At 70.8% G+C, this 18,661-nt stretch carries 17 protein-coding genes and 1 pseudogene; 8 read left to right on the forward strand and 10 right to left on the reverse strand.

The window, feature by feature from the left end; genetic code table 11:
- Positions 1-3 precede the first annotated feature (3 nt).
- The 3 genes from G3I56_RS12885 (at position 4) to G3I56_RS12895 (ending at position 1,920) form a co-directional block, all read left to right on the forward strand.
- Positions 4-444 (forward strand): SPW repeat protein, encoded by a 441-nt coding sequence (locus tag G3I56_RS12885; protein ID WP_164409059.1) that lies wholly within the window; start codon positions 4-6, stop codon positions 442-444.
- A 122-nt stretch (positions 445-566) separates the two neighbouring features.
- Positions 567-851: a GlsB/YeaQ/YmgE family stress response membrane protein gene (locus G3I56_RS12890; protein WP_164409060.1), complete on the forward strand. Its 285-nt coding sequence runs from the start codon at positions 567-569 to the stop codon at positions 849-851.
- Between the two features lie 187 nt (positions 852-1,038).
- Positions 1,039-1,920: a GNAT family N-acetyltransferase gene (locus G3I56_RS12895; RefSeq protein ID WP_164409061.1), complete on the forward strand. Its 882-nt coding sequence runs from the start codon at positions 1,039-1,041 to the stop codon at positions 1,918-1,920.
- A gap of 34 nt (positions 1,921-1,954) precedes the next feature.
- Here G3I56_RS12895 and G3I56_RS12900 read toward each other — a convergent pair whose 3' ends face one another.
- Both G3I56_RS12900 and G3I56_RS12905 read right to left on the reverse strand, forming a co-directional pair.
- Positions 1,955-2,731 carry a GNAT family N-acetyltransferase gene (locus tag G3I56_RS12900; RefSeq protein ID WP_164409062.1) on the reverse strand — a complete coding sequence of 259 codons (777 nt, stop codon included), beginning with the start codon at positions 2,729-2,731 and terminating at the stop codon, positions 1,955-1,957.
- Between the two features lie 132 nt (positions 2,732-2,863).
- Positions 2,864-3,097: pseudogene (locus G3I56_RS12905) on the reverse strand (GNAT family N-acetyltransferase); the annotation flags it as partial.
- Positions 3,098-3,410: 313 nt separating this feature from the next.
- Between G3I56_RS12905 and G3I56_RS12910 the strand changes: the two are divergent.
- Both G3I56_RS12910 and G3I56_RS12915 read left to right on the forward strand, forming a co-directional pair.
- Positions 3,411-5,027 carry an alpha/beta hydrolase gene (locus G3I56_RS12910; RefSeq protein WP_164409064.1) on the forward strand — a complete coding sequence of 539 codons (1,617 nt, stop codon included), beginning with the start codon at positions 3,411-3,413 and terminating at the stop codon, positions 5,025-5,027.
- Positions 5,028-5,137: 110 nt separating this feature from the next.
- Positions 5,138-6,235, forward strand: a complete 1,098-nt coding sequence (locus tag G3I56_RS12915; RefSeq protein ID WP_164409065.1) for a chemotaxis protein — start codon at positions 5,138-5,140, stop codon at positions 6,233-6,235.
- Positions 6,236-6,290: 55 nt separating this feature from the next.
- Here G3I56_RS12915 and G3I56_RS12920 read toward each other — a convergent pair whose 3' ends face one another.
- On the reverse strand, positions 6,291-6,731 hold the full coding sequence (locus G3I56_RS12920) for an SsgA family sporulation/cell division regulator (RefSeq protein WP_164409066.1): 441 nt from the start codon (positions 6,729-6,731) through the stop codon (positions 6,291-6,293).
- Between the two features lie 485 nt (positions 6,732-7,216).
- On the opposite strand from G3I56_RS12920, the gene G3I56_RS12925 reads away from it, so the two are divergent.
- On the forward strand, positions 7,217-8,662 hold the full coding sequence (locus G3I56_RS12925; RefSeq protein WP_164409067.1) for a PP2C family protein-serine/threonine phosphatase: 1,446 nt from the start codon (positions 7,217-7,219) through the stop codon (positions 8,660-8,662).
- A gap of 51 nt (positions 8,663-8,713) precedes the next feature.
- On the opposite strand, the gene G3I56_RS12930 is transcribed toward G3I56_RS12925, so the two are convergent.
- Positions 8,714-10,207, reverse strand: a complete 1,494-nt coding sequence (locus G3I56_RS12930; RefSeq protein WP_164409068.1) for a hypothetical protein — start codon at positions 10,205-10,207, stop codon at positions 8,714-8,716.
- A gap of 232 nt (positions 10,208-10,439) precedes the next feature.
- Here G3I56_RS12930 and G3I56_RS12935 point away from each other — a divergent pair, with 232 nt between their 5' ends.
- Positions 10,440-11,585, forward strand: a complete 1,146-nt coding sequence (locus tag G3I56_RS12935; RefSeq protein ID WP_164409069.1) for an aminoglycoside phosphotransferase family protein — start codon at positions 10,440-10,442, stop codon at positions 11,583-11,585.
- Between the two features lie 221 nt (positions 11,586-11,806).
- Positions 11,807-13,789, forward strand: coding sequence for a peptidoglycan recognition family protein (locus tag G3I56_RS12940; protein ID WP_164409070.1), 1,983 nt, complete (start codon positions 11,807-11,809; stop codon positions 13,787-13,789).
- Positions 13,790-13,863: 74 nt separating this feature from the next.
- Here the strand turns inward: G3I56_RS12940 and G3I56_RS12945 are convergent, their stop codons facing one another.
- The 6 genes from G3I56_RS12945 to G3I56_RS12970 form a co-directional block, all read right to left on the reverse strand.
- Positions 13,864-14,361 (reverse strand): hypothetical protein, encoded by a 498-nt coding sequence (locus G3I56_RS12945; RefSeq protein ID WP_164312929.1) that lies wholly within the window; start codon positions 14,359-14,361, stop codon positions 13,864-13,866.
- A 65-nt stretch (positions 14,362-14,426) separates the two neighbouring features.
- Entirely contained in the window at positions 14,427-15,038 is a 612-nt protein-coding gene (locus tag G3I56_RS12950; RefSeq protein ID WP_164409071.1) for an ABATE domain-containing protein, read from the reverse strand.
- 121 nt (positions 15,039-15,159) lie between these two features.
- Positions 15,160-15,402: a DUF397 domain-containing protein gene (locus tag G3I56_RS12955; protein WP_055523791.1), complete on the reverse strand. Its 243-nt coding sequence runs from the start codon at positions 15,400-15,402 to the stop codon at positions 15,160-15,162.
- Positions 15,403-15,485: 83 nt separating this feature from the next.
- Positions 15,486-16,652 (reverse strand): thiolase domain-containing protein, encoded by a 1,167-nt coding sequence (locus G3I56_RS12960; protein ID WP_164409072.1) that lies wholly within the window; start codon positions 16,650-16,652, stop codon positions 15,486-15,488.
- Complete coding sequence (locus tag G3I56_RS12965) at positions 16,642-17,700, reverse strand: thiolase domain-containing protein (protein ID WP_164409073.1); 1,059 nt, start codon at positions 17,698-17,700, stop codon at positions 16,642-16,644. Before G3I56_RS12965 ends, G3I56_RS12960 begins: the two co-directional genes overlap by 11 nt.
- The gene (locus G3I56_RS12970; protein WP_164409074.1) at positions 17,697-18,644 is read right to left on the reverse strand and encodes an OB-fold nucleic acid binding domain-containing protein; all 948 of its coding nucleotides are present in this window, start codon (positions 18,642-18,644) and stop codon (positions 17,697-17,699) included. Before G3I56_RS12970 ends, G3I56_RS12965 begins: the two co-directional genes overlap by 4 nt.
- Positions 18,645-18,661 lie beyond the last annotated feature (17 nt).

Here is an 18,661-nt window from a genome sequence, read left to right on the forward strand (position 1 = left end):
GTCATGGCCAATGTCTCGCACACCAGTGGTGACATCCACAGTCACCCTGATGTAACCGAAATGCGGGCGCGGTACGCCCGTATGCTCGGCGGTCGCGATGTGGCGCTCGTGGACGGACCGGTGTTCCTCGTCGGTCTGTACTGCGCGGCATCCCCCTGGATCCTCCACTACACGACAAGTCAGCCCCCGCTCGTGACCCACAACCTGATCATGGGCATCGCGATCGGCCTGCTGGCCCTCGGGTTCACCAACACTCCTGAACGCATGTACGGCCTCAGTGGGGCCCTGTGCGCGATGGGCATCTGGATGATCGTCTCGCCGTGGATCGTCGGCGACAGTCCCGATGCGGGTGTCGTGCTGAACAACGTCATCATCGGCGTCCTAGCCCTGTTCCTGGGGCTGTTGAGTGCGGGCGCGACAGCGAGAAGTGCCCCCAGGGCATAGGTGAAAGCGGCCCGGTCCCTCCAGGGGCCGAGCCCGCTCGCCGTTCACCGGTTCAGTGGACTGGCCCGGGCCCCAGCGGGCAAGAGAGAGGAAGTAGCCAACACCGGCGAATTGGGGCGGAAATGACGATCTCCAGCATCATCGGCGCCATCATCATCGGCACCGTCATCGGCATCCTGGGTCGGCTCGTCGTCCCGGGGCGCCAGCGCATAGGAATCCTCTGGACGATCCTCGTCGGCATCGCGGCAGCGCTCATCGGATCGGCGATCGCCGCCGGGCTCGACGTGTCCGACACGGACGGCGTCGACTGGGTCGAGTGGCTCATCCAGATCGGGCTCGCCGCCGTCGGTGTGGCCGCCCTGGACCGGGCGAAGGCGCCGCGACGCACACGCAGCAGGCGGCGCTGACAGGGCGCGGGCAAGCGTCGGAGACCCGGGGCGGCCCTGCGGGGCCAGGTATCCGAAGCGCCGAATTCTCGTTTCGGGCGGTGGCCCGCCGAAGCTAGCTTCGGCGGGCCACCGCCCGCACTCATGTCCGGGTACGGTCCGGCCGTCGTACTGCCCTGTACGGCCCAATCAGCGTCACGGAGACCCATTGCCCCCGCGCATCACCGCACTTACCGATCCCGAACCCGGCGCGTCGAGCCGACGGCTCGTCTGGCTGGCCGCCGACTCGGGCGGTGTACCGCTCGGCTCCGCGTTCCTGCGTCTGTTCACCAGGGAGGGGCAGGAGCATCTCGCCGAGCTGGAGATCTCGGTCCACCGTGCCGAGCGCCGGCAGGGTGTCGGCACCCGGCTCCTGGAGGCCGCCGTCACCGCGGCGCGGAGCGACGGAAGAAGGTCGGTGGTGGCACAGGCCGAGGACGACTCCCCCGGCGACCGTTTCCTGGCGGACCGGGGATTTCGCCGGGTGCTGGCACTGACGTACGCCCGGCTGGTGCTCACCGACGCGGACCTCGCGGAGATCACCCGCCTCGCCGAACTCCCGCACCCCGGCTACCGGTTGACGTCCTGGGAGGGCGCCGTGCCGCCCGAACTGGCGCGGAGCTACGCCGACTCGCGCCGCGCCATGGACGACATGCCGATGGAGGACACCGACTACGGCACGGTCGTGTGGGACGTCGACCGTGTCCTGGCGGCTGCCGAGACGGTCGCGGGGCGCGGGGACCTGCTGCACACCGTGGCCGCGCTGGACAGGGCGGACGGTTCGGTCGTCGGCTTCTCCGAGCTGGTGGTGCCGGGCAACGGGCAGGGGGACGGACAGCACTACGGTACGGCGGTACTGCCCGAGCACCGCGGACGCGGCCTCGGCCGCTGGATGAAGGCCGCGTCGATCCGCCGGGCCCGCCACCGCCACCCCGGGCTCACCGGGCTGCTCACCGACACCGCGACCGGCAACGCGCCGATGCTCGGCATCAACGACGAGCTGGGGTACGTACCCACGCACAGGGCTGCGGAGTACCAGCTCGGGCTGTGAGACCGGCGCCGCCCGGCGATCCGGCCGCCACGGGTCAGGACTCGTACACGTACGGCGTCGTGGTGGTGAGCGGTTCGAAGCCGAGGCGTTCCAGGACGGGCCTGCTCTGGTGGGAGGCGTCGACCTGGAGGTAGCGGTAGCCGCGCTTCACGGCGTCGCGGGCACGGTGGGCGACCAGGGCGCGGTAGATGCCCTTGCCGCGCCAGGCCTCGACAGTGCCGCCGCCCCACAGCCCGGCGAACCGGGTACCGGGTACGAGTTCCATGCGGGCCGCGCTCACCGGCTCGTCGCCGGCCAGCGCGACGACGGCGGTGACCGTGTCCGGGTCGTCGGTGAGCCGGGCGAGCAGCTGGTGCCGCATCCGGGAGCTGTCGGTGCCGAACGCCCTCTCGTGCACGTCCGCCACGAGTTCGACGCCGGCCCGGTCGGTCACCGGGACGAGGCGGATGCCCTCGGGCGGCTCGGTGTCGAAGGTCAGACCGGCGACCTCGCCGATCATCAGCGTCTCCTCGGGTTCGGGCGTGAACCCCGCCGTCCTCAGCCGTTGCCCCAGGTCGATGGGGAGGTCGTGGCCGTAGAGCTTCCACTCGAACGTCCGCCCGAGGTCACCGTAGTGGCGGATCTGCTCGGCGATCGCCTCGTCGACCCGCTCGGCGTCGAGGTCGGACCAGACGATCCCGTTCCACCCCTGGGCGTCTGCGACCTGGCGCACCACCCCGCCCACCCGTTCGATCCGGGCGCCTGGCCCGTCAGGCTGCGCCCCTTCGCGCATGTCCCGGTCGTAAAGGGCGAGCACTCCTACATGATCCATGCCGTTACTCCAGCATCCCCATGCGGCAAGCGCAACGGTATTGGCGCCCGCAATAGGTCACCCTTTGATCTATTCGCATATGCGAAGTACTGTTCAGTGCCGCCACGGTGCCGTTCAGCCAGACGTTCGCCACTACCCGAGTTCGAGCGTGGTCACCCCGAAGATCCGCTCCCGCGCGAACTCCCGCACCGGGCCCGTGTACATGCGTGCCGTCTCGAAGGACGTCATGAAACCCGCCTCCGCCACCATGGCGACGGCAGCCGTGTTCGGCTCGGGGACATCGATCGCGACCTCCGTCCCGGCCGCGTCGCCGGTCAGCGCGGCGAACAGCGCCCTGGCGTCGTCGAAGAACCCGGCCGTGTCCGACAGCCCCGGGTTCCAGCCCTCGTCGGCCGCCCATCCGGTGACCACCGGCCAGTCCTCGGGCGTGGCCCGGGTGACGACGAGGCCTTCCGGAACCGGAGAGAGGGTGCCTGCGGAGGAGGTCATGGATGTGCTCCGTTCCGTTCGGTGGGGGGACGCGGCCCCATCCGACCATGGCGGCGGAAGGGGCCGCGACCACCCGACGCCGCAGCACGCACGCGGGTCCGCCCGCCGGGAGGCGAGGCACTGTGGGCCCGTCTATCGTGTTCGAGGGCGCCGTCCCGGTCCGCAGCCGGGCCCGCCCCTGGAGGCATTCATGCGGTCCGCGTACCGACGCCGGGCGCTCGCCTCGGCCGCGACCCTCGCCCTGCTGGGAACGGGTGCGCCGACGGTGGCCGCGGCGGACGACGAATCCGGCCTGTCCCGTTTCTACCACCAGAAGATCAAGTGGTCGGCCTGCGCCGACGAGACGGCGATGGACGAGGTGCCGACGGACGACCTGCAGTGCGGCAAGGTCACCGTGCCGCTCGACTACGCGAAGCCCGGCGGCGGCACACTCGACCTGGCGATGGCCCGCTACCGGGCGACCGGGAGCTCCCGGGGTTCCGTGCTGCTGAACTTCGGCGGGCCCGGTGGCGCGGGCGTCAGTCAACTCGCCTATGACGGAAAGGACTTCATGGGCCTGACGAACGGCTACGACGTCGTCACCTTCGACCCGCGCGGCGTCGGCAGGTCCTCCCCCGTCAGCTGCGGCGAGGGCACGGACGCGGACGCCGATGTGCCCGGCGGCGGGGCCGGGGACGATCCGGGCGCCGTCCTCGAACAACTGCGCAGGGCAGCCCGGGCCTGTGTGCGGCACTCCGGGCCCGTCCTGCGCCACATCGGCACCGTCGACGCCTCCCGCGACCTCGACGTGATGCGCCAGGCCCTCGGCGACAAGAAGCTCAACTACCTCGGATTCTCGTACGGGACCCGGCTCGGCGCGGTCTACGCGGCCCAATTCCCCAAGAAGGTGGGCCGGTTCGTCCTGGACGGCGTCGACACTCTCACCGAGTCGCTCGCCGAGCAGGGTCTCGCGGGCGCGGCCGGGCAGCAGACCGCGCTGGAGGGCTTCCTCAACTGGTGCGTGACCGACATCGCGTGCCCGTTCGGCCAGGACGCCCGCATCGCCCGCCGGCGGGTCGTCGATCTGGTCACCTCACTCGACAGCGACCCGGTGCCGACCGGCTTCGGTGACCGCTTCTCCGGCCAGGACCTCGTGGGCGCCATCGGTCAGGGGCTCTACAGCAAGCGAATGTGGTCGCCCCTGGAACGGGCCCTGGCCTCCTTGGTCGAGGACGGGGACGCGCGAGGGGTCATGGGGTTCGGCGGCGGAGGCGCCGCGGTCCCCGCCCTGCCGAGGCAGAGCGGCGTAGGCCAGAAGCCCGTACGCCAGAACCCCTCCCCGGACTCCGACGGCGGGCTCGTCGACGAGGTGGAGGTGCCCATCGACAACCTCCCCGCCGCGCTGATGGCGGTCAACTGCGCGGACGACCCCGACCGGCCCACCACGGCCCGGATCACCAAGCAATTCGCCGGCCTGCGCGCCGCGTACGAGAAGGCCTCCCCGGTCTTCGGCCGCTACCGCCTCACCGAGGTCCTGACGTGCTACGGCCGCCCCAGGGGCACCGACTTCATCCGCACACAGGTCCGGGACGTCGACACGCCGAAGATGCTCCTGGTGGGCACGCGCGGCGACCCGGCCACGCCGTATCGCTGGACCACGGAGACGGCCGAGCGGCTGGGCTCGTCGGCCGTCGTCCTCGACAACAAGGGCGAGGGGCACACGGGGTACGCCTCCTCCAAGTGCGTGCACCGGACGGTCGACACGTTTCTGCTGTACGGCTCCCTCCCGGCCGACGGCAGCTCCTGCGGCGCGGACGACGCCGACTGAGGGCGACATCCGGGTGCCGGGCCGAACCTCCTGCGCTCCGCCGCACCCGCTGTCCGACTCCCCCGATTACTCCGAATGCCTGACGCCCGAATCCGGCCTATCGTGCACATATGGAGCAAGCCCTCAGTCCCGCCACGCTCACCGAACTGCGGCGCCCGCGTCCCTACCCGGCGGTCTCCGTGCTGACGCCGACCCATCGCCGCGAACCCGACAACGCACAGGATCCGGTCCGGCTGCGCAACGCCGTGGCCGAGGCCAAGAAGCGACTGGAGGCCGATCCGGCCGTCACCCGCGAGCGGCGCGTCGATGTCGCCGGCCAGCTCGACCGGGCCCTCGCCGAGGTGGACCTCGCGCACGCAGCTGACGGTCTGGTGATCTTCGCGGCGCCCGGGGAGCACCAGGTGTGGTCCCTGGGCCGGCCCGTGCCCGAGCGGGTGGTGCTCTCCGACACCTTCCTGACCCGGAACCTGGTCTCCGCGCAGGCCGCCGAACAGGCGTTCTGGGTGCTGGCGGTCGCCGCCGACCGTGTCTCGCTGTGGAACGGCCGCACGGACCGCGTCGTCGAGGAGAACACCGGCGGTTTTCCGCTGAGCCGGAGCCTGGAGGACCCGGACGCCGAGCGCAAGGAGCGCGTCGGTGATCTGCCGAGCACCTTCCGGGACGAGCACACGCGCAGGTTCCTGCGCGACGCGGACCTCGCGATGGGCGGCGTACTGCGCTCGCACCCGCGCCCGCTGTACGTGACCGGCGAACCGGCGGCCCTGGCCGCTCTCGCCGAGGTCGGTACCGCTGTCAGGGACGCGACGCACGTCCCGCACGGCGGCCTCGGGCACGCCCGCGGCGAGACGGTGTGGCAGGCCGTCCGCCCCCTGGTCATGGACCGGCAGCGGGCGCGGGCCGACGCGGTCCACAAGGACCTCGAAACCGCGCGTGGCCGACGGGAGTTCGCCGCCGGCGTGGACGAGGTCCGGCAGAGCGCCGCCGAGGGGCGCATCCGACTCCTCGCCGTCGAGGAGAACTACCGGGTGACGGTGCGGGACGACGGCGGCGACCACCTCGTGCCCGCCGGGAGCGGTGACCTCGACGCCCGCGAGGACATCGTGGACGAGATCGTGGAGCGGTGCCTGAGCACCGGGGCGGAGGTCCGCTTCGTACCGGACGGGACACTCACCGAGGCGACGGGGATCGCAGGCGTGCTGCGTTACTGACCGCAGCGCCGCCGGCCGCCGTGTCGCCGGTCTCGGGACAGCGCCTTCTCCGCTCTCACTGCTCCCTGCCCTCGCTTCCCGCCGACGGGGCGCCGAGGAGGTCGGCCAGGCCGCGGTCCACGGCGTCGCCGAGATCCTCTCTCCCGGCCGCCACGACGGCGAACGTACGGAGCAGGAACCGGCGCAGGGCCGGTGTGCCGAACTGGAGCAGGGCCAGGCCGTGCGGTGAGTGGAGCTCCAGGACCGTGTGTGCGGGACCGCACGGCCAGATGTGGACGTCACCGCCCCCGGCGGGCCGCCGCACCCCTTCCTCCAGCAGGCTCCGGGCGAAGGTCCAGCTCACCCCCTCGCCGTCCAGGGCGACCTCGGCCGGGAAGTCGATGTGCACGGCCAGCGGATCCGTCGACGCGTAGCGGAGCGTGGCGCGCACGGGGAGCTCCTGCTCCTCCGAGGCGATCAGGCGTGCACGCGCAGGCTGTTCGAGGGTGACATCCATGGCAGTCTCCGCTCCGGTTCGGGCCGACGATGATGATGCCGACGCGTTGTGCCGACGTGGTGTTACGACCCCGAAATGGCCTCTCCGATTACGCGGATTCCGTAGCTAATAATGTGAGCTGCATCACTAATGCGCGTGGTTTTCCGCAGGGATCACGGACCGCTGGGCGATTCGGGGGCAACCTGACGATGCGCCCCGTCAACACATCGCCACGCATCGCACAAAAGAGCGTCGAACACGCGCTTGAATGAGTTGGCGCTCATATTCATCACTCCACCGAATCGCGTACCCCCTCTACGACATGACACGCCGGACGCGTACCGCTTTCGCATCAGTAGAACCATCCAAGAAGACTGTGGCATATGCCAGAAGCATCATCGTCTCGTGTGTTGCCAAATCCCTTACAGGGTGTCGCAGGCTGTGCAACAGTCGTAACCGGTCCTTCCGTAAGCCTTGGTCGAACCGTCTCTTCATCGGAGTGCGTCATGCCGCCCCATCTCTCCGCGGACCGTCCAGCCGCCCAGCCGCCCGCGCGCGGCTCGGTCGAGGCGCTCATAACGCAGACCCGACAGCTCAAAGGTGACGTGGACGCCGTACGACGGGACACACCCGCTGATGACGGATCGGACCCGCAGGGACGCTGGCAGCGCGCGCTGTACGACCTGGCGCTGCACCAACTCAGTGACCTCGACGAGCACCTGGCCCAGCTGCGGGACGGCCCACAGCGCCTCCCCGAGGCTCCCGTCGCCGCCGAGGCGGTCCCCGTCGTCCGAGCCGCTCCGGCCGTTCCCCGGCGCGACTCGCTCCTCAGCCGGGTCGGCAGCGCGGAGTGGAATCTCCTTACCGACGAGGCCAGTTGGTCCGGTGAGCTGTTCCAGATCCTCGGCCGGGACCCTGCCGCGGACCCGCTCACTCTCGACGAACTGCCCTCCCTGGTCCTCGACGAGGACCGGCCGAGGCTCACCGCGATGGTCACGGACTGTCTCATCGACGCCAAGCCCATCGACGGCGAGTTCCGCATCCTGCGGCCCGACGGCGGGGTACGGACCGTGCACATGATGGGCGAGCCCGTGCTCGACGCCGACGGCAGCACCGCCTCGATGTGGGCCGTGCTGCGGGACGTCAGCGAACTGCGGCGCAGCCAGCGGACGGTGAGCGAGACCCGTGACTCGTTGCAGCGTCACCGGCACCACGCTCAGTCCGAGCGCCGGCTCGCGGTCGAACTGCAGGAGGCCGTACTGCCGCCGTGGCGGGGCTCCCTGCGGCTCCCGCACCAGGGACCGCAGGCGCTGGATCTGGCCGCCCACTACCTCCCCTCCTCGACGAGCGCGCTGATCGGCGGCGACTGGTACGACGCGCTCGAACTGTCCGACGGCGACACCCTGTTGAGTGTCGGCGACCTCACCGGCCATGGGGTGACCGTGACCTCGGGCATGGCGATGCTGCTGGGCGCGCTGCGCGGCATGGCCGTCGCGGGCACCCAGCCGGGTCAACTCATGACCTGGCTCAACCAGTTACTCGACGCGTCCGTCCAGCCGGCCCTGGGCAGCGCGGTCTGCTGCCGCTACCGGCCCGAAACCCGCACCCTCACCTGGGCCCAGGCAGGCCACCCCGCCCCGCTGCTGTTCCGCCACGGGACGGGGCGCGTGCTGAACCCACCGGACGGCGTCCTGCTCGGCGCGACCTCGGGCGCCGTCTACGGACAGGCCGAGGAGACCCTCGAACCCGGCGATGTGCTCCTCCTGCACACCGACGGACTGGTGCCCGGACGCCGGGAAGGCACCGCCGCCGCGCACCGCCTGCTCGAACTGGCCCCGCGCTTCGGCGAGGCGCGGACCGCGCAGGAATGTGTACGGGCGGTGGTGGAGGAGTTCGGCGAGACCGAGCGCGAGGACGACGCCTGCGTACTGATCGCCAGGGTGGCCCCGTAGAAAATCAGGGCCAAGACCCCGTAGCAGTCAGGGCGAGGCCCCACGGGCTGCCTATACCCGCGTGTTGGTGCCGCTCCTTCTCACCTGCTTCGGCAGCGACAGTTTGATCTCCTCGCGAAGTTCGTTGACCTTCGGATAGCTGGAGTACTCGGCGGTGAGCCGGTACATCTCGCGCAGCCGGTCCCAGGTGCGGTGGGACGAGTTCGAGCCCATCGACACCAGTGCCAACCGCGCGTATCCGGCGGCCTGTTCGGGGTCGTCCGCGATGAAGCAGGCGGAGGCCATGGACAGGAAGTCGAAGATCTTCGACCGCTGGCGGCCGTCGACCCGCAGTTCCAGGGCCTTCTCCGCGTAGTACTGGGCCTGCACGGCCGCAGCCGGTTCGTGCTCCGCCAGGGTGCGGTAGGCCAGCGCCTGCATGCCGTACAGGTCCTCCGCCTTGAACATCTGCATCCAGCTGGGCGGCGGCACATCACCCTTGTCGGAGACGAAGAGGTCCTCCGCCTGACCGAGGGTGCGGCGCATCGCCTGACCGCGCCCCATCGACGCCTGTGCCCAGGCCTCGACGGTGTACAGCATGGCCTGGGTGCGGGGCAGGGTCTCCTCGCCCGAGCCGGAGTTGGCGAGCTTCATCAGGTCGAGCGCGTCGTCGGGCCGCCCCAGGTGCACCATCTGGCGGGCCGCCCGGGAGAGCGCCTCCCCGGCACGCGGCCGGTCGCCGCCCTCCCGGGCCGCGTGGGCGGCGATGACGAAGTACTTCTGGGCCGTGGGTTCCAGGCCGACGTCGTGCGACATCCAGCCGGCGAGGACGGCGAGGTTGGCGGCGACGCCCCACAGGCGCTGCTGGATGGGGTCGGGGTGTCGGTAGGCGAGCATGCCGCCCACCTCGTTGAGCTGACCCACCACAGCCTTGCGCTGGAGCCCGCCGCCGCGGGCGGCGTCCCACTTCCGGAACACCTCGACCGCGGTTTCCAGTTCCTCGATCTCCTGCCACCCGATGGGGGCGGCCTCGTACCGGTCGAAACCGGCGGGATCGGCGTGCAGGGGGTTGTCGAGGTCCGGAGCGTCGGCGGAGAGAGTCGGGTCGGTGTGCAGCCAGTCGTGCATGGCACTACTGAGTGCGGAGCCTGCGGTGAGCGCGACGCCCGCACCCACCAAGCCGCGTCGGTTGAGCATGAGGTCCATTCCCGTGAATTCGGTGAGGACCGCGGCAGTCCGTCCGGGCGCCCACGGCACACCGTCGGGAGCTTCAGCACTCCCGGCGCCCGGCCGTTTCCCCACACGCCCGTGCCGGACCAGACCTAAGTCCTCTATGGTCACGACACGGCCGAGACGCTCGGTGAACAGGGCAGCCAGTACGCGTGGCACCGGATCGCGCGGGATCTCTCCCATGTCGATCCACCGACGCACCCGCGAGGTGTCGGTCGCCAGCTGGGGGTGGCCCATGGCCGCCGCCTGCCGGTTGACCAGCCGCGCGAGTTCGCCCTTGGACCAGCCGGCCAGGCCGAACAGGTCCGTCAGACGAGTGTTGGGTTGTCCGCTCACGTCAAGCCCCCAGGTTCTCGGCTGAGTTGACAGTAACCGTCTGTCAGTTGCTGAGCGACTATTCGCCAGGGTTCGCCAGGGTTCGCCAGATGGTGTGCCACTGGTCGACGGGTGTCAGGTAGGAACGCGCCACCCCGACCCGGTCACCGAGGAACACTCCCCAGGGTGCACCTGGGAGGCCGGGCCGGGTAGCGCATGACCGCCGTCGGCACACGAAGGGATCTGTTCTCCCATGTACGCAGCATCGTCCTCCGTGTCCGCCCCTCCACGACTCCTGCACCCCCGCCCGGGTGGCAGCGGCCCCTATCTCGACCCCGCACGTCCGGGGGCTCCCGTACTCGGTGCCGGTGCCGGCCGGGCACGACGGCTGCCGGGGATCGGCACCCAGCCGCTCAGCGGCAGACTCGACCTGTCCGGACCCCAGGGCGCCCAACTGCGCACGGCCATCGCCTCGGTGCACCGGATCTGCCCGGAGTTCGCCCCGGTACAGGTGCTGCGCCGCAGCGGACGCTCCGTGCTCCTGGTCGGGACGACAGGACGCAGCACGGCCGTCGCGAAGTGTTTACTGGACCATTCCCCCGCCTGGGCCGAACGCATCCGGCACGAGATAGCCGCATACCGCTCGTTCGTGCGGCACCGCCCGCCGGTGCGGGTGCCCCGGCTGATCGCGGCGGACCCGGACAACTGCACGCTGGTCATCGAGCGGATGCCGGGCCGGGTCGCGGCCCTGCAGCGGCATCCGGCCGAGGCACCGCCGCGCGCGGACATCAGGGCGGCGCTCAGCGCGATCTGCCGGCTCAACGCCTGGCGTCCGCCGGCCGGCACGTTCGACGCCCCGCTGGACTACGCGGCACGTATCTCCCGGTTCCACGAGCTGGGGCTGCTCACCGACCGGGACATGGGCGACCTCCAGAAGCTCGTGCACGGCATCGCGCACTCGGCGGGCCGCCAGGGAATGGGCCAGTTCTGCCACGGCGACGCACTCCTGTCCAACGTCCTCCTCTCACCGGCCGGTCCAGTGCTGGTGGACTGGGAGCACGCGGGCTGGTATCTGCCGGGGTACGACCTGGCGACGCTGTGGGCGGTCCTCGGTGACGCGCCGGTGGCCCGGCGACAGATCAGCCAGCTCGCGCAGGTTGCGGGACCGACGGCACGGGACGCCTTCCTGGTGAACCTGATGCTGGTACTGACGCGCGAGATCCGTACGTACGAACTGGCCGTGCAGCGTTCGATGCACGAGACGGCCCCGTCGGCACCGGGACCGGCCCAGCCCGGGGCCGCGCCGTCCGGCGAGGAACAGCGGCTGCTGCTGAGGCGGCTGCACGACGACTGCCAGCTAGCCCGACGGGCCGTGCGCGCGGCGGTCGGCACTCGCTGACGAGGGACGTGGGCCCGTGATGCGCCTGGACAGCGGCGCATCGCGGGCCTTCGCCATGGGTGGGCACAGGTCGCCACGAAAGTTCCCGCACCGCTGTTGACATGGGAAGTCTTCGGTCTCTGGGCATGATTGACGGACCGTCGGGCAGCCGAGCCACTAATGTGCTTAACGGCTCCGCACGTCCGCCGCTCCCCCACGCCCGCCCGACCCCGGAGGCCGCATTGCGAGGACATGCCACCGACCCCGCCCGCTCCACCGATCCCGGACACAGACGCCTGCGCAGAGCCGCCGGTGCGCTCGCCTCGGCGGCCCTGCTGCTGCCGTTGCTCGGCGCGGCCCCTGCCGACAGCGGCGCCTCGGCCACCCGACTGCAGCGCGCCTTCGCCACAGCGGCGAGCGAATACCACGTGCCGCAGAGCCTTCTGCTCGCCGTTTCCTACCTCCAGTCCCGCTGGGACACGCACGCCGGGGCGCCCAGCGTCACCGGCGGCTACGGCCCGATGCACCTCACGGACGCCCGTACCGCCCTCGCGAACGCCCCGCACCACAGCGAGGGCACGGAGGACGCGCGGGGCGACAGTTCCCGTCCGGCCCTGCATCCCACCGCCGAGGTGCCGACGCAGGCCGAACTCCCGCCCCGGCTGCGGACGTTGACGAAGGCTGCCGAGCTGACCGGTCTGCCCGCGCAGCAGCTCCGCACCGACCCCGCCGCCAACGTCGCCGGGGGCGCCGCGCTGCTCGCCGCCGCCCAGCGGGACCTGGCCGAGCCGCTGAGCGCCGACCCGGCGGACTGGTACGGGGCGGTGGCCCGCTTCTCCGGCGCCGACGACACCGTGACGGCGGCGGCGTACGCCGCTGACGTGTACGACGTGCTGCGCACCGGTGAGGAGCGCACGACCGACGAGGGACAGCTGGTCGCCCTCGCCGCACGCCCTGAACTAGCCCCCGAAACAGCCCAGTTGAAGCGGACCGGGCTGCGAAAAGGGTCCGCGGCAGGCACCGAGTGCCCGGCGACGGTGTCCTGCGAGTGGATTCCGGCTCCGTACGAGGAGTTCGGCGAGGGCGACTACGGCAACCACGACCTGGGCAACAGGCCGGCCGGCCAGAGCATCCGGTACATCGTCGTCCATGACACCGAGGGCGCCTGGGAAGGCGTACTGAACATGGTCCAGGACCCGACCTACGTCTCCTGGAACTACACGCTGCGCTCCACCGACGGCCATATCGCGCAGCACGTGAAGGCGAAGGACGTCGCCTGGCACGCGGGCAACTGGTACGTCAACGCCAAGTCGATCGGGCTGGAGCACGAGGGGTTCCTGGCGAACCCGGACGCCTGGTACACGGAGGCGATGTACCGGACGTCGGCCCGCCTGGTGAAGTACCTGGCGGCCAAGTACGGCATCCCGCTGGACCGGCAGCACATCCTCGGCCACGACAACGTACCCGGTCCGACCACCTCGACGGTTTCCGGTATGCACACCGACCCGGGCCCGTACTGGGACTGGCGGCACTACTTCACGCTGCTGGGCCGCCCCTTCGAGCGCACGGCCCATGTGCGGGGCGACAGCGGAGTGGTGACGATCCGGCCGGACTACTCGTCGAACCGGCCGACATACACGGGCTGTGTCACGTCTGGCCAGGCGTGCGCGACGCACGGGTCGAGCGAGGTGCGGCTGTACTCGCAGCCGGACACCGCGTCGGCGCTGGTCAAGGACATCGGGACGCATCCCTCGGGCGACGGCACCTCGTCGATCGGCGTCAACGACATCGGGTCGCGGGTGTCCACCGGCCAGCAGTACGCCGTCGCCGAGCGCAGGGGCGACTGGACGGCGATCTGGTACCTGGGCCAGAAGGCCTGGTTCCAGAACCCGGCCAAGAACCCGACGGCGGTGAGTGCCGTCGGCGCGGTCGTGACACCGAAGGACGGTCTGACGGAGGTCCCGGTGTACGGAAGGGCGTACCCGGAGGCCTCGGCCTACCCGGCGGACGTGCCTGCCCAGGCGGTCTCGCCACTGCCGTACAAGCTGCCGGCGGGCCAGAAGTACGTAGCCGGGGAGAAGGTCCCGGGCGAGTACTACTACGCCGTCAAATTCGACACGGCCTCGCACCGGGTCGTGGTCGGCAAGGATCAGTACTACGAGATCCAGTTCGGCCACCGGGTGGCGTTCGTCCGGGCGGCGGACGTACGGCTCACGCTGTCCTGAGCAACCGACGACAGAGGTGGGGGCCGGTTTCCGCCGCGCGGCGGAAACCGGCCCCCACCTCTGCGGGCGTCACTTCAGGCCGTCTGGAAGAGCTCCGCGGGCAGCGGCTTCAGCAGGGCGTACAGATCGTCCGTGATCGGACGGTCCCAGGCGGCGATGGTCACCAGGACGTTGTCACTGCGGTCGAACTGCACACAGGCGATCCGGCTCTCGGAGAGCTTGAGACGGCGCACGATCAGGAGGTTGTCGCCCTGCATCACCGGCATGTCCTCGGTGCCGACGACGGTGACCTCCTCCTCGTTCTCCAGGGCCACCAGCAGCTGGGCCACCTCGAACGGGACCTCGTCCTCGGCGACGTCACGGGCCGGGGAGCCCTCGGGCAGGTTGCCGATGACCATCGCGGGGCCACGGCCGCCGAACAGGTCGTAGCGCAGGAACACGCCCTGACAGCTGCCATCGGGGGCAGGCAACAGGCCCGCGCCGAGGTTGCCGGGCCAGTCACCCGGATCCATGGCCAGAACATCGAAGTCGGGGCCGGCGGGAGTGGCGCTGCGGCGGCGGAGGAACGACATACAGCCATGGTACGGGCTCCGCCGAACTGCCAGTCCCGCGGGAGCCGCACAAGCTCTACGTACCGCTAGCCCGCCTGCTTGTGCCGCTCGTGGTGGCGGGCGACACGGGCCCGGTTCCCGCAGGCGGGTCTGCACCACTCCTGACGCGGATGCTCCTTGAGGAAGTAGCGCACGCAGCGAGGAGCGTGGCAGGCCCGCAGCCGTTCCCGGTCCGCACCGGCGAGAAAGGCGACAGCGGCCCGCGCGAGCACGGCCACGACCTCCCCTTCACCTCGTACGCCCTGGTGACGTACGACGGGTTCGGCGTCGTCGGCCCAGTCGAGCACGGGGACGGTGGGTGTGCGGGCGGCAGCCGCGTTGAGCCGCCGCAGCGCCTCGGACAGGGGCAGCAACTGTGCCGCGTCCGCCGGGCTCGGTTCCCCGGGCCGCACCGCGCGCGCGAAGAGGGTCCGCACGGCGGCACGCAGTTCCCGTACGGCGTTCAGCGCGGCCTCGTCGGCGACGAAGACATCGACGTCGGGCAGGGTGTCGTGGTGGGCGCGCACCCAGGTGGCGAGGCCGGCGGTGTCGGTGAGGTCGTCGGCGATGCCGCCGTCGCCGTCGTGGCGAACGGTGAGGGCGAGGTCGAGGGCGAGCCGCGCGTCGCTCGTGATGTCGCTGGTGATCAGGTCCCGCATGAGGCTAATGCTAATCCCCGAGGCATCCATTAGCACCGCAGGGGCAGCCCTGGCGTTCGCCGGGCAGCCCCTGTCGCGGCTTCACCTCGAGGTCAACGCGGTCTCAGGTCGCAACGCGGTCTCAGGTCAGGTCGAACTCCCCTTCCCGTGCCCCCGACACGAACGCGCCCCATTCCGCGGGCGTGAAAATCAGGGAAGGGCTGTGCGGGCGGCCACTGTTGCGCATCGCGATGAACCCCTCGACAAAGGCGATCTGGACATCCCCTCGCCCACTGCTGCTGGACTGCCAGTCGGCGTTGCTGAGGTCCAGCTCCGGCTTGTCCCAGCCCGCGAGCGGGTGCTCCTGGATCGTGCTCTCGGCCACGTCCGTGCTCCTCCCGGTTACGTCGTCCGCCGTCAGCCTAGCCATCGGTTCCTGCCGCCGACAGGCCACGTGAGGGGGACGCTTCAGGAGGCGGGCGGTTCGCTGCCGACAAGCCACATGGAAAAGAACTGGGAGCCGCCTCCGTAGGCGTGCCCGAGAACCCTGCGGGCCCCGTCCACCTGGTGTTCTCCGGCCAGCCCGCGCACCTGAAGGGCTGCTTCCGCGAAGCGGATCATGCCGGAGGCACCGATCGGATTGCTCGACAGAACGCCGCCCGACATGTTGACGGGCAGGTCTCCGTCGAGTTCGGTGACCCCGGCCTCGGTGAGTTTCCAGCCCTCGCCCTCGGCGGCGAAGCCGAGGTTCTCCAGCCACATGGGTTCGTACCAGGAGAACGGGACGTACATCTCGACGGCGTCGATGTCCCGGCGCGGGTCGGCGATCCCGGCCTGCCGGTACACGTCGGCCGCGCAGTCCTGGCCCGCCTTCGGTGACACCGCGTCCTTGCCTGCGAAGAGCGTGGGTTCGCTGCGCATCGCGCCGCCGTGCAGCCAGGCGGGCGGGCGCGGTGCGCGGGCGGCTCCGGCGCGGTCGGTGAGGACCATCGCGACGGCGCCGTCGGAGGAGGGGCAGGTCTCGGAGTAGCGGATCGGGTCCCACAGCATCGGCGAGGCCTGGACCTTCTCCAGCGTGATGTCGTGCTCGTGCAGATGCGCGTACGGGTTCTTGAGCGCGTTGCGCCGGTCCTTGTACGCGACCAGCGAGCCGACGGTGTCGGGGGCGCCGCTGCGTCGCATGTAGGCACGGACGTGCGGGGCGAAGAAGCCGCCGGCCCCGGCCAGCAGTGGCTGCTGGAAGGGGATCGGCAGGGACAGTCCCCACATGGCGTTCGACTCGGACTGTTTCTCGTAGGCCAGGGTGAGGACGGTGGCGTGGACGCGGGAGCGGACGAGGTTCGTGGCGACGAGGGCCGTGGACCCGCCGACCGAGCCTGCCGTGTGCACGCGCAGCATCGGTTTGCCGACCGCGCCGAGCGCGTCGGCGAGGTACAGCTCGGGCATCATGACGCCCTCGAAGAAGTCGGGCGCCTTGCCGATGACGACGGCGTCGATGTCGGCCCACGTCAACTCGGCGTCCGCGAGCGCCCGCCCCGCGGCTTCCCGTACCAATCCGGCCATGGACACGTCCTGGCGGGCGGCGACGTGCTTGGTCTGGCCGATCCCGACGACCGCCACTGGCTCACTGGGCATGACGGGGCTCCCCTTCGAGTACGGCGACCAGGTTCTGCTGGAGACAGGGCCCGGAGGTGGCGTGGGCGAGGGCCCGGTCGGACTCGCCCCGGTGGATACGAGCGGCGGCCTCGCCGATGCGGATGAGCCCGGCGGCCATGATCGGGTTGGCGGCGAGGGCGCCGCCGGACGGGTTCACGCGGACGTCGTCACCCAGCCGGAGTGCCTTCCTGAGGACCACTTCCTGAGAGGTGAACGGCGCGTGCAACTCGGCGGTGTCGATGGGCCGTTCGAAGGCGCCGGCCTTCTCTGCGGCGAGCCGCGTCGACGGCGAGTCGGTCAGTTCGCGGACACCGAGCGAGTGTGCCTCGATGCGGTGGTCGATGCCCCGGATCCAGGCGGGCCGCTCGCACAGTTCCCGGGCGCGATCACCGGCCGCGAGGATCACTGCGGCGGCCCCGTCGCCGATCGGCGGACAGTCGCCGGTACGCAGCGGATGCACGACGTACTCCCCGTGCGGCACCGAACCCCGCAGCTGGGCATGGGAGTTGTCCTGGGCGTCCGCCCGGCTCCGGGCGGCGACGGCGGCGAGTGCGGGCTCGTCTGTGTCGCCCGCGTCGATGAGCGCCTGCGCCTGGAGCGCGGCGAGCGCCACGGAGTCCGGCCACAGGGGGGCGACGTAGTACGGGTCTAGCTGCCGGGTGAGGACATCACGCACCGAGCCCGGCGAGGACTTGCCGTACGCGTACACGAGTGCCGTGTCGGCGTCGCCCGTGAGCAGTTTGGTCCAGGCCTCGTACAGCGCCCACGCCCCGTCCATCTCCACGTGCGACTCGGAGATCGGCGGCCAGGCGCCGACCCCGTCGAGGGCAAGGGTGAAGGAGAAGGCGCGGCCGGCGAGGTAGTCGGAGGAGCCGGAGCAGGTGAAGCCGATGTCGCTGGTCTTCAGCCCGGTCGCGTCGAGCACCTCGTGCAGCACGGGCATGAGCATCTCGACCTCGGAGAACTCGTCACTGGTGCGCCGGTGATCGGTCTGTGCGAAGGCGACGACGGCGATCTCGCGTGTCACAGCAGCTCCTTGAACGTCTCGTAGTCCGCGTCGGGTTCGCCGGTGGGCCGGTAGTGGTCGGGGTAGCGGCCCCCCTCCGTCCACACTGGCTCCACCCGCAGCCCCATGCGGACCTGGTCGTATGGGATGCCCCCGATCCGGCCGTGCAGGGCGAGGTCGGCGCCGTCGAGGGCGATGTGCGCGTAGACGTACGGCACTTCGATGTCGAGGTTGCGCGCCTTGATGTTGACGATGCAGAAGGTGGTGACCGTGCCCCCGGGACCCACCTGGACCTGCTCGGCCGTGGCGACACCGCAGGTGGGACACGCGCCCCTGGGCGGGACGTACACCTTCCGGCAGGACGGGCAGCGTTCGCCGACGATCCGCCGGTCGGCGAGGGCGTTGATGTAGGCGGTCTGGGCGCGGCCGGGCGAGTAGGTGTAGTCGAGGCGGGCCTGGGCGACGATGCCGGTCACCATGGACTCGAACTGGCCGTCGTGTTCGGCCACTTCATCGCCGCTCGTGCCTTCGTACGGTTCGAAGCAGGCGATGTCCGTGATCGCGCCCGAGCGCTCCGCCGCCCAGCGGACGCGGACACGCATTCCGGTGTGTACCGCGTCGGAGCCGGGGGCGTCGAGGGCGTGCAGCAGGGCCGTGTCGGCTCCGTCGAGCCGGACCAGGACCCAGGCGAAGGGCGTGTCCAGGGGCTGGCCGCGACGCGGGGCGTGGTTCCAGGCCCAGGTGGTGACGGTGCCGGTGGGGGCGACCTGCACGAGGTCGCGTATCTCGTCGGCGGTCACCGGGTCGTACTCGACGGGCGGGACGAGGATGCGGCCGTCGGTGGCGCGGACACCGAGGACGACCTGTTCGCGCAGGCCGGTCAGGAAGGCGCTCTGGACGGGGCCCAGGGAGCGGGTGAAGGGGAATTCGACGACCAGGGGGGCTTTGAGGACTTCGGTGGTCATCCTGGTGCACTCCTTCG

Origin of the sequence: Streptomyces sp. SID12488 (genome assembly GCF_010548275.1) — a bacterium.
Taxonomy (GTDB): domain Bacteria; phylum Actinomycetota; class Actinomycetes; order Streptomycetales; family Streptomycetaceae; genus Streptomyces.

Bases quoted from the DNA above. Each gene is read 5' to 3' on its own strand.
- G3I56_RS12885 (WP_164409059.1), top strand. From the start codon at position 4: ATGGCCAATGTCTCGCACACCAGTGGTGACATCCACAGTCACCCTGAT.
- G3I56_RS12890 (WP_164409060.1), top strand. From the start codon at position 567: ATGACGATCTCCAGCATCATCGGCGCCATCATCATCGGCACCGTCATC.
- G3I56_RS12900 (WP_164409062.1), bottom strand. From the start codon at position 2,731: ATGGATCATGTAGGAGTGCTCGCCCTTTACGACCGGGACATGCGCGAA.
- G3I56_RS12910 (WP_164409064.1), top strand. From the start codon at position 3,411: ATGCGGTCCGCGTACCGACGCCGGGCGCTCGCCTCGGCCGCGACCCTC.
- G3I56_RS12915 (WP_164409065.1), top strand. From the start codon at position 5,138: ATGGAGCAAGCCCTCAGTCCCGCCACGCTCACCGAACTGCGGCGCCCG.
- G3I56_RS12920 (WP_164409066.1), bottom strand. From the start codon at position 6,731: ATGGATGTCACCCTCGAACAGCCTGCGCGTGCACGCCTGATCGCCTCG.
- G3I56_RS12925 (WP_164409067.1), top strand. From the start codon at position 7,217: ATGCCGCCCCATCTCTCCGCGGACCGTCCAGCCGCCCAGCCGCCCGCG.
- G3I56_RS12935 (WP_164409069.1), top strand. From the start codon at position 10,440: ATGTACGCAGCATCGTCCTCCGTGTCCGCCCCTCCACGACTCCTGCAC.
- G3I56_RS12945 (WP_164312929.1), bottom strand. From the start codon at position 14,361: ATGTCGTTCCTCCGCCGCCGCAGCGCCACTCCCGCCGGCCCCGACTTC.
- G3I56_RS12950 (WP_164409071.1), bottom strand. From the start codon at position 15,038: ATGCGGGACCTGATCACCAGCGACATCACGAGCGACGCGCGGCTCGCC.
- G3I56_RS12960 (WP_164409072.1), bottom strand. From the start codon at position 16,652: ATGCCCAGTGAGCCAGTGGCGGTCGTCGGGATCGGCCAGACCAAGCAC.
- G3I56_RS12970 (WP_164409074.1), bottom strand. From the start codon at position 18,644: ATGACCACCGAAGTCCTCAAAGCCCCCCTGGTCGTCGAATTCCCCTTC.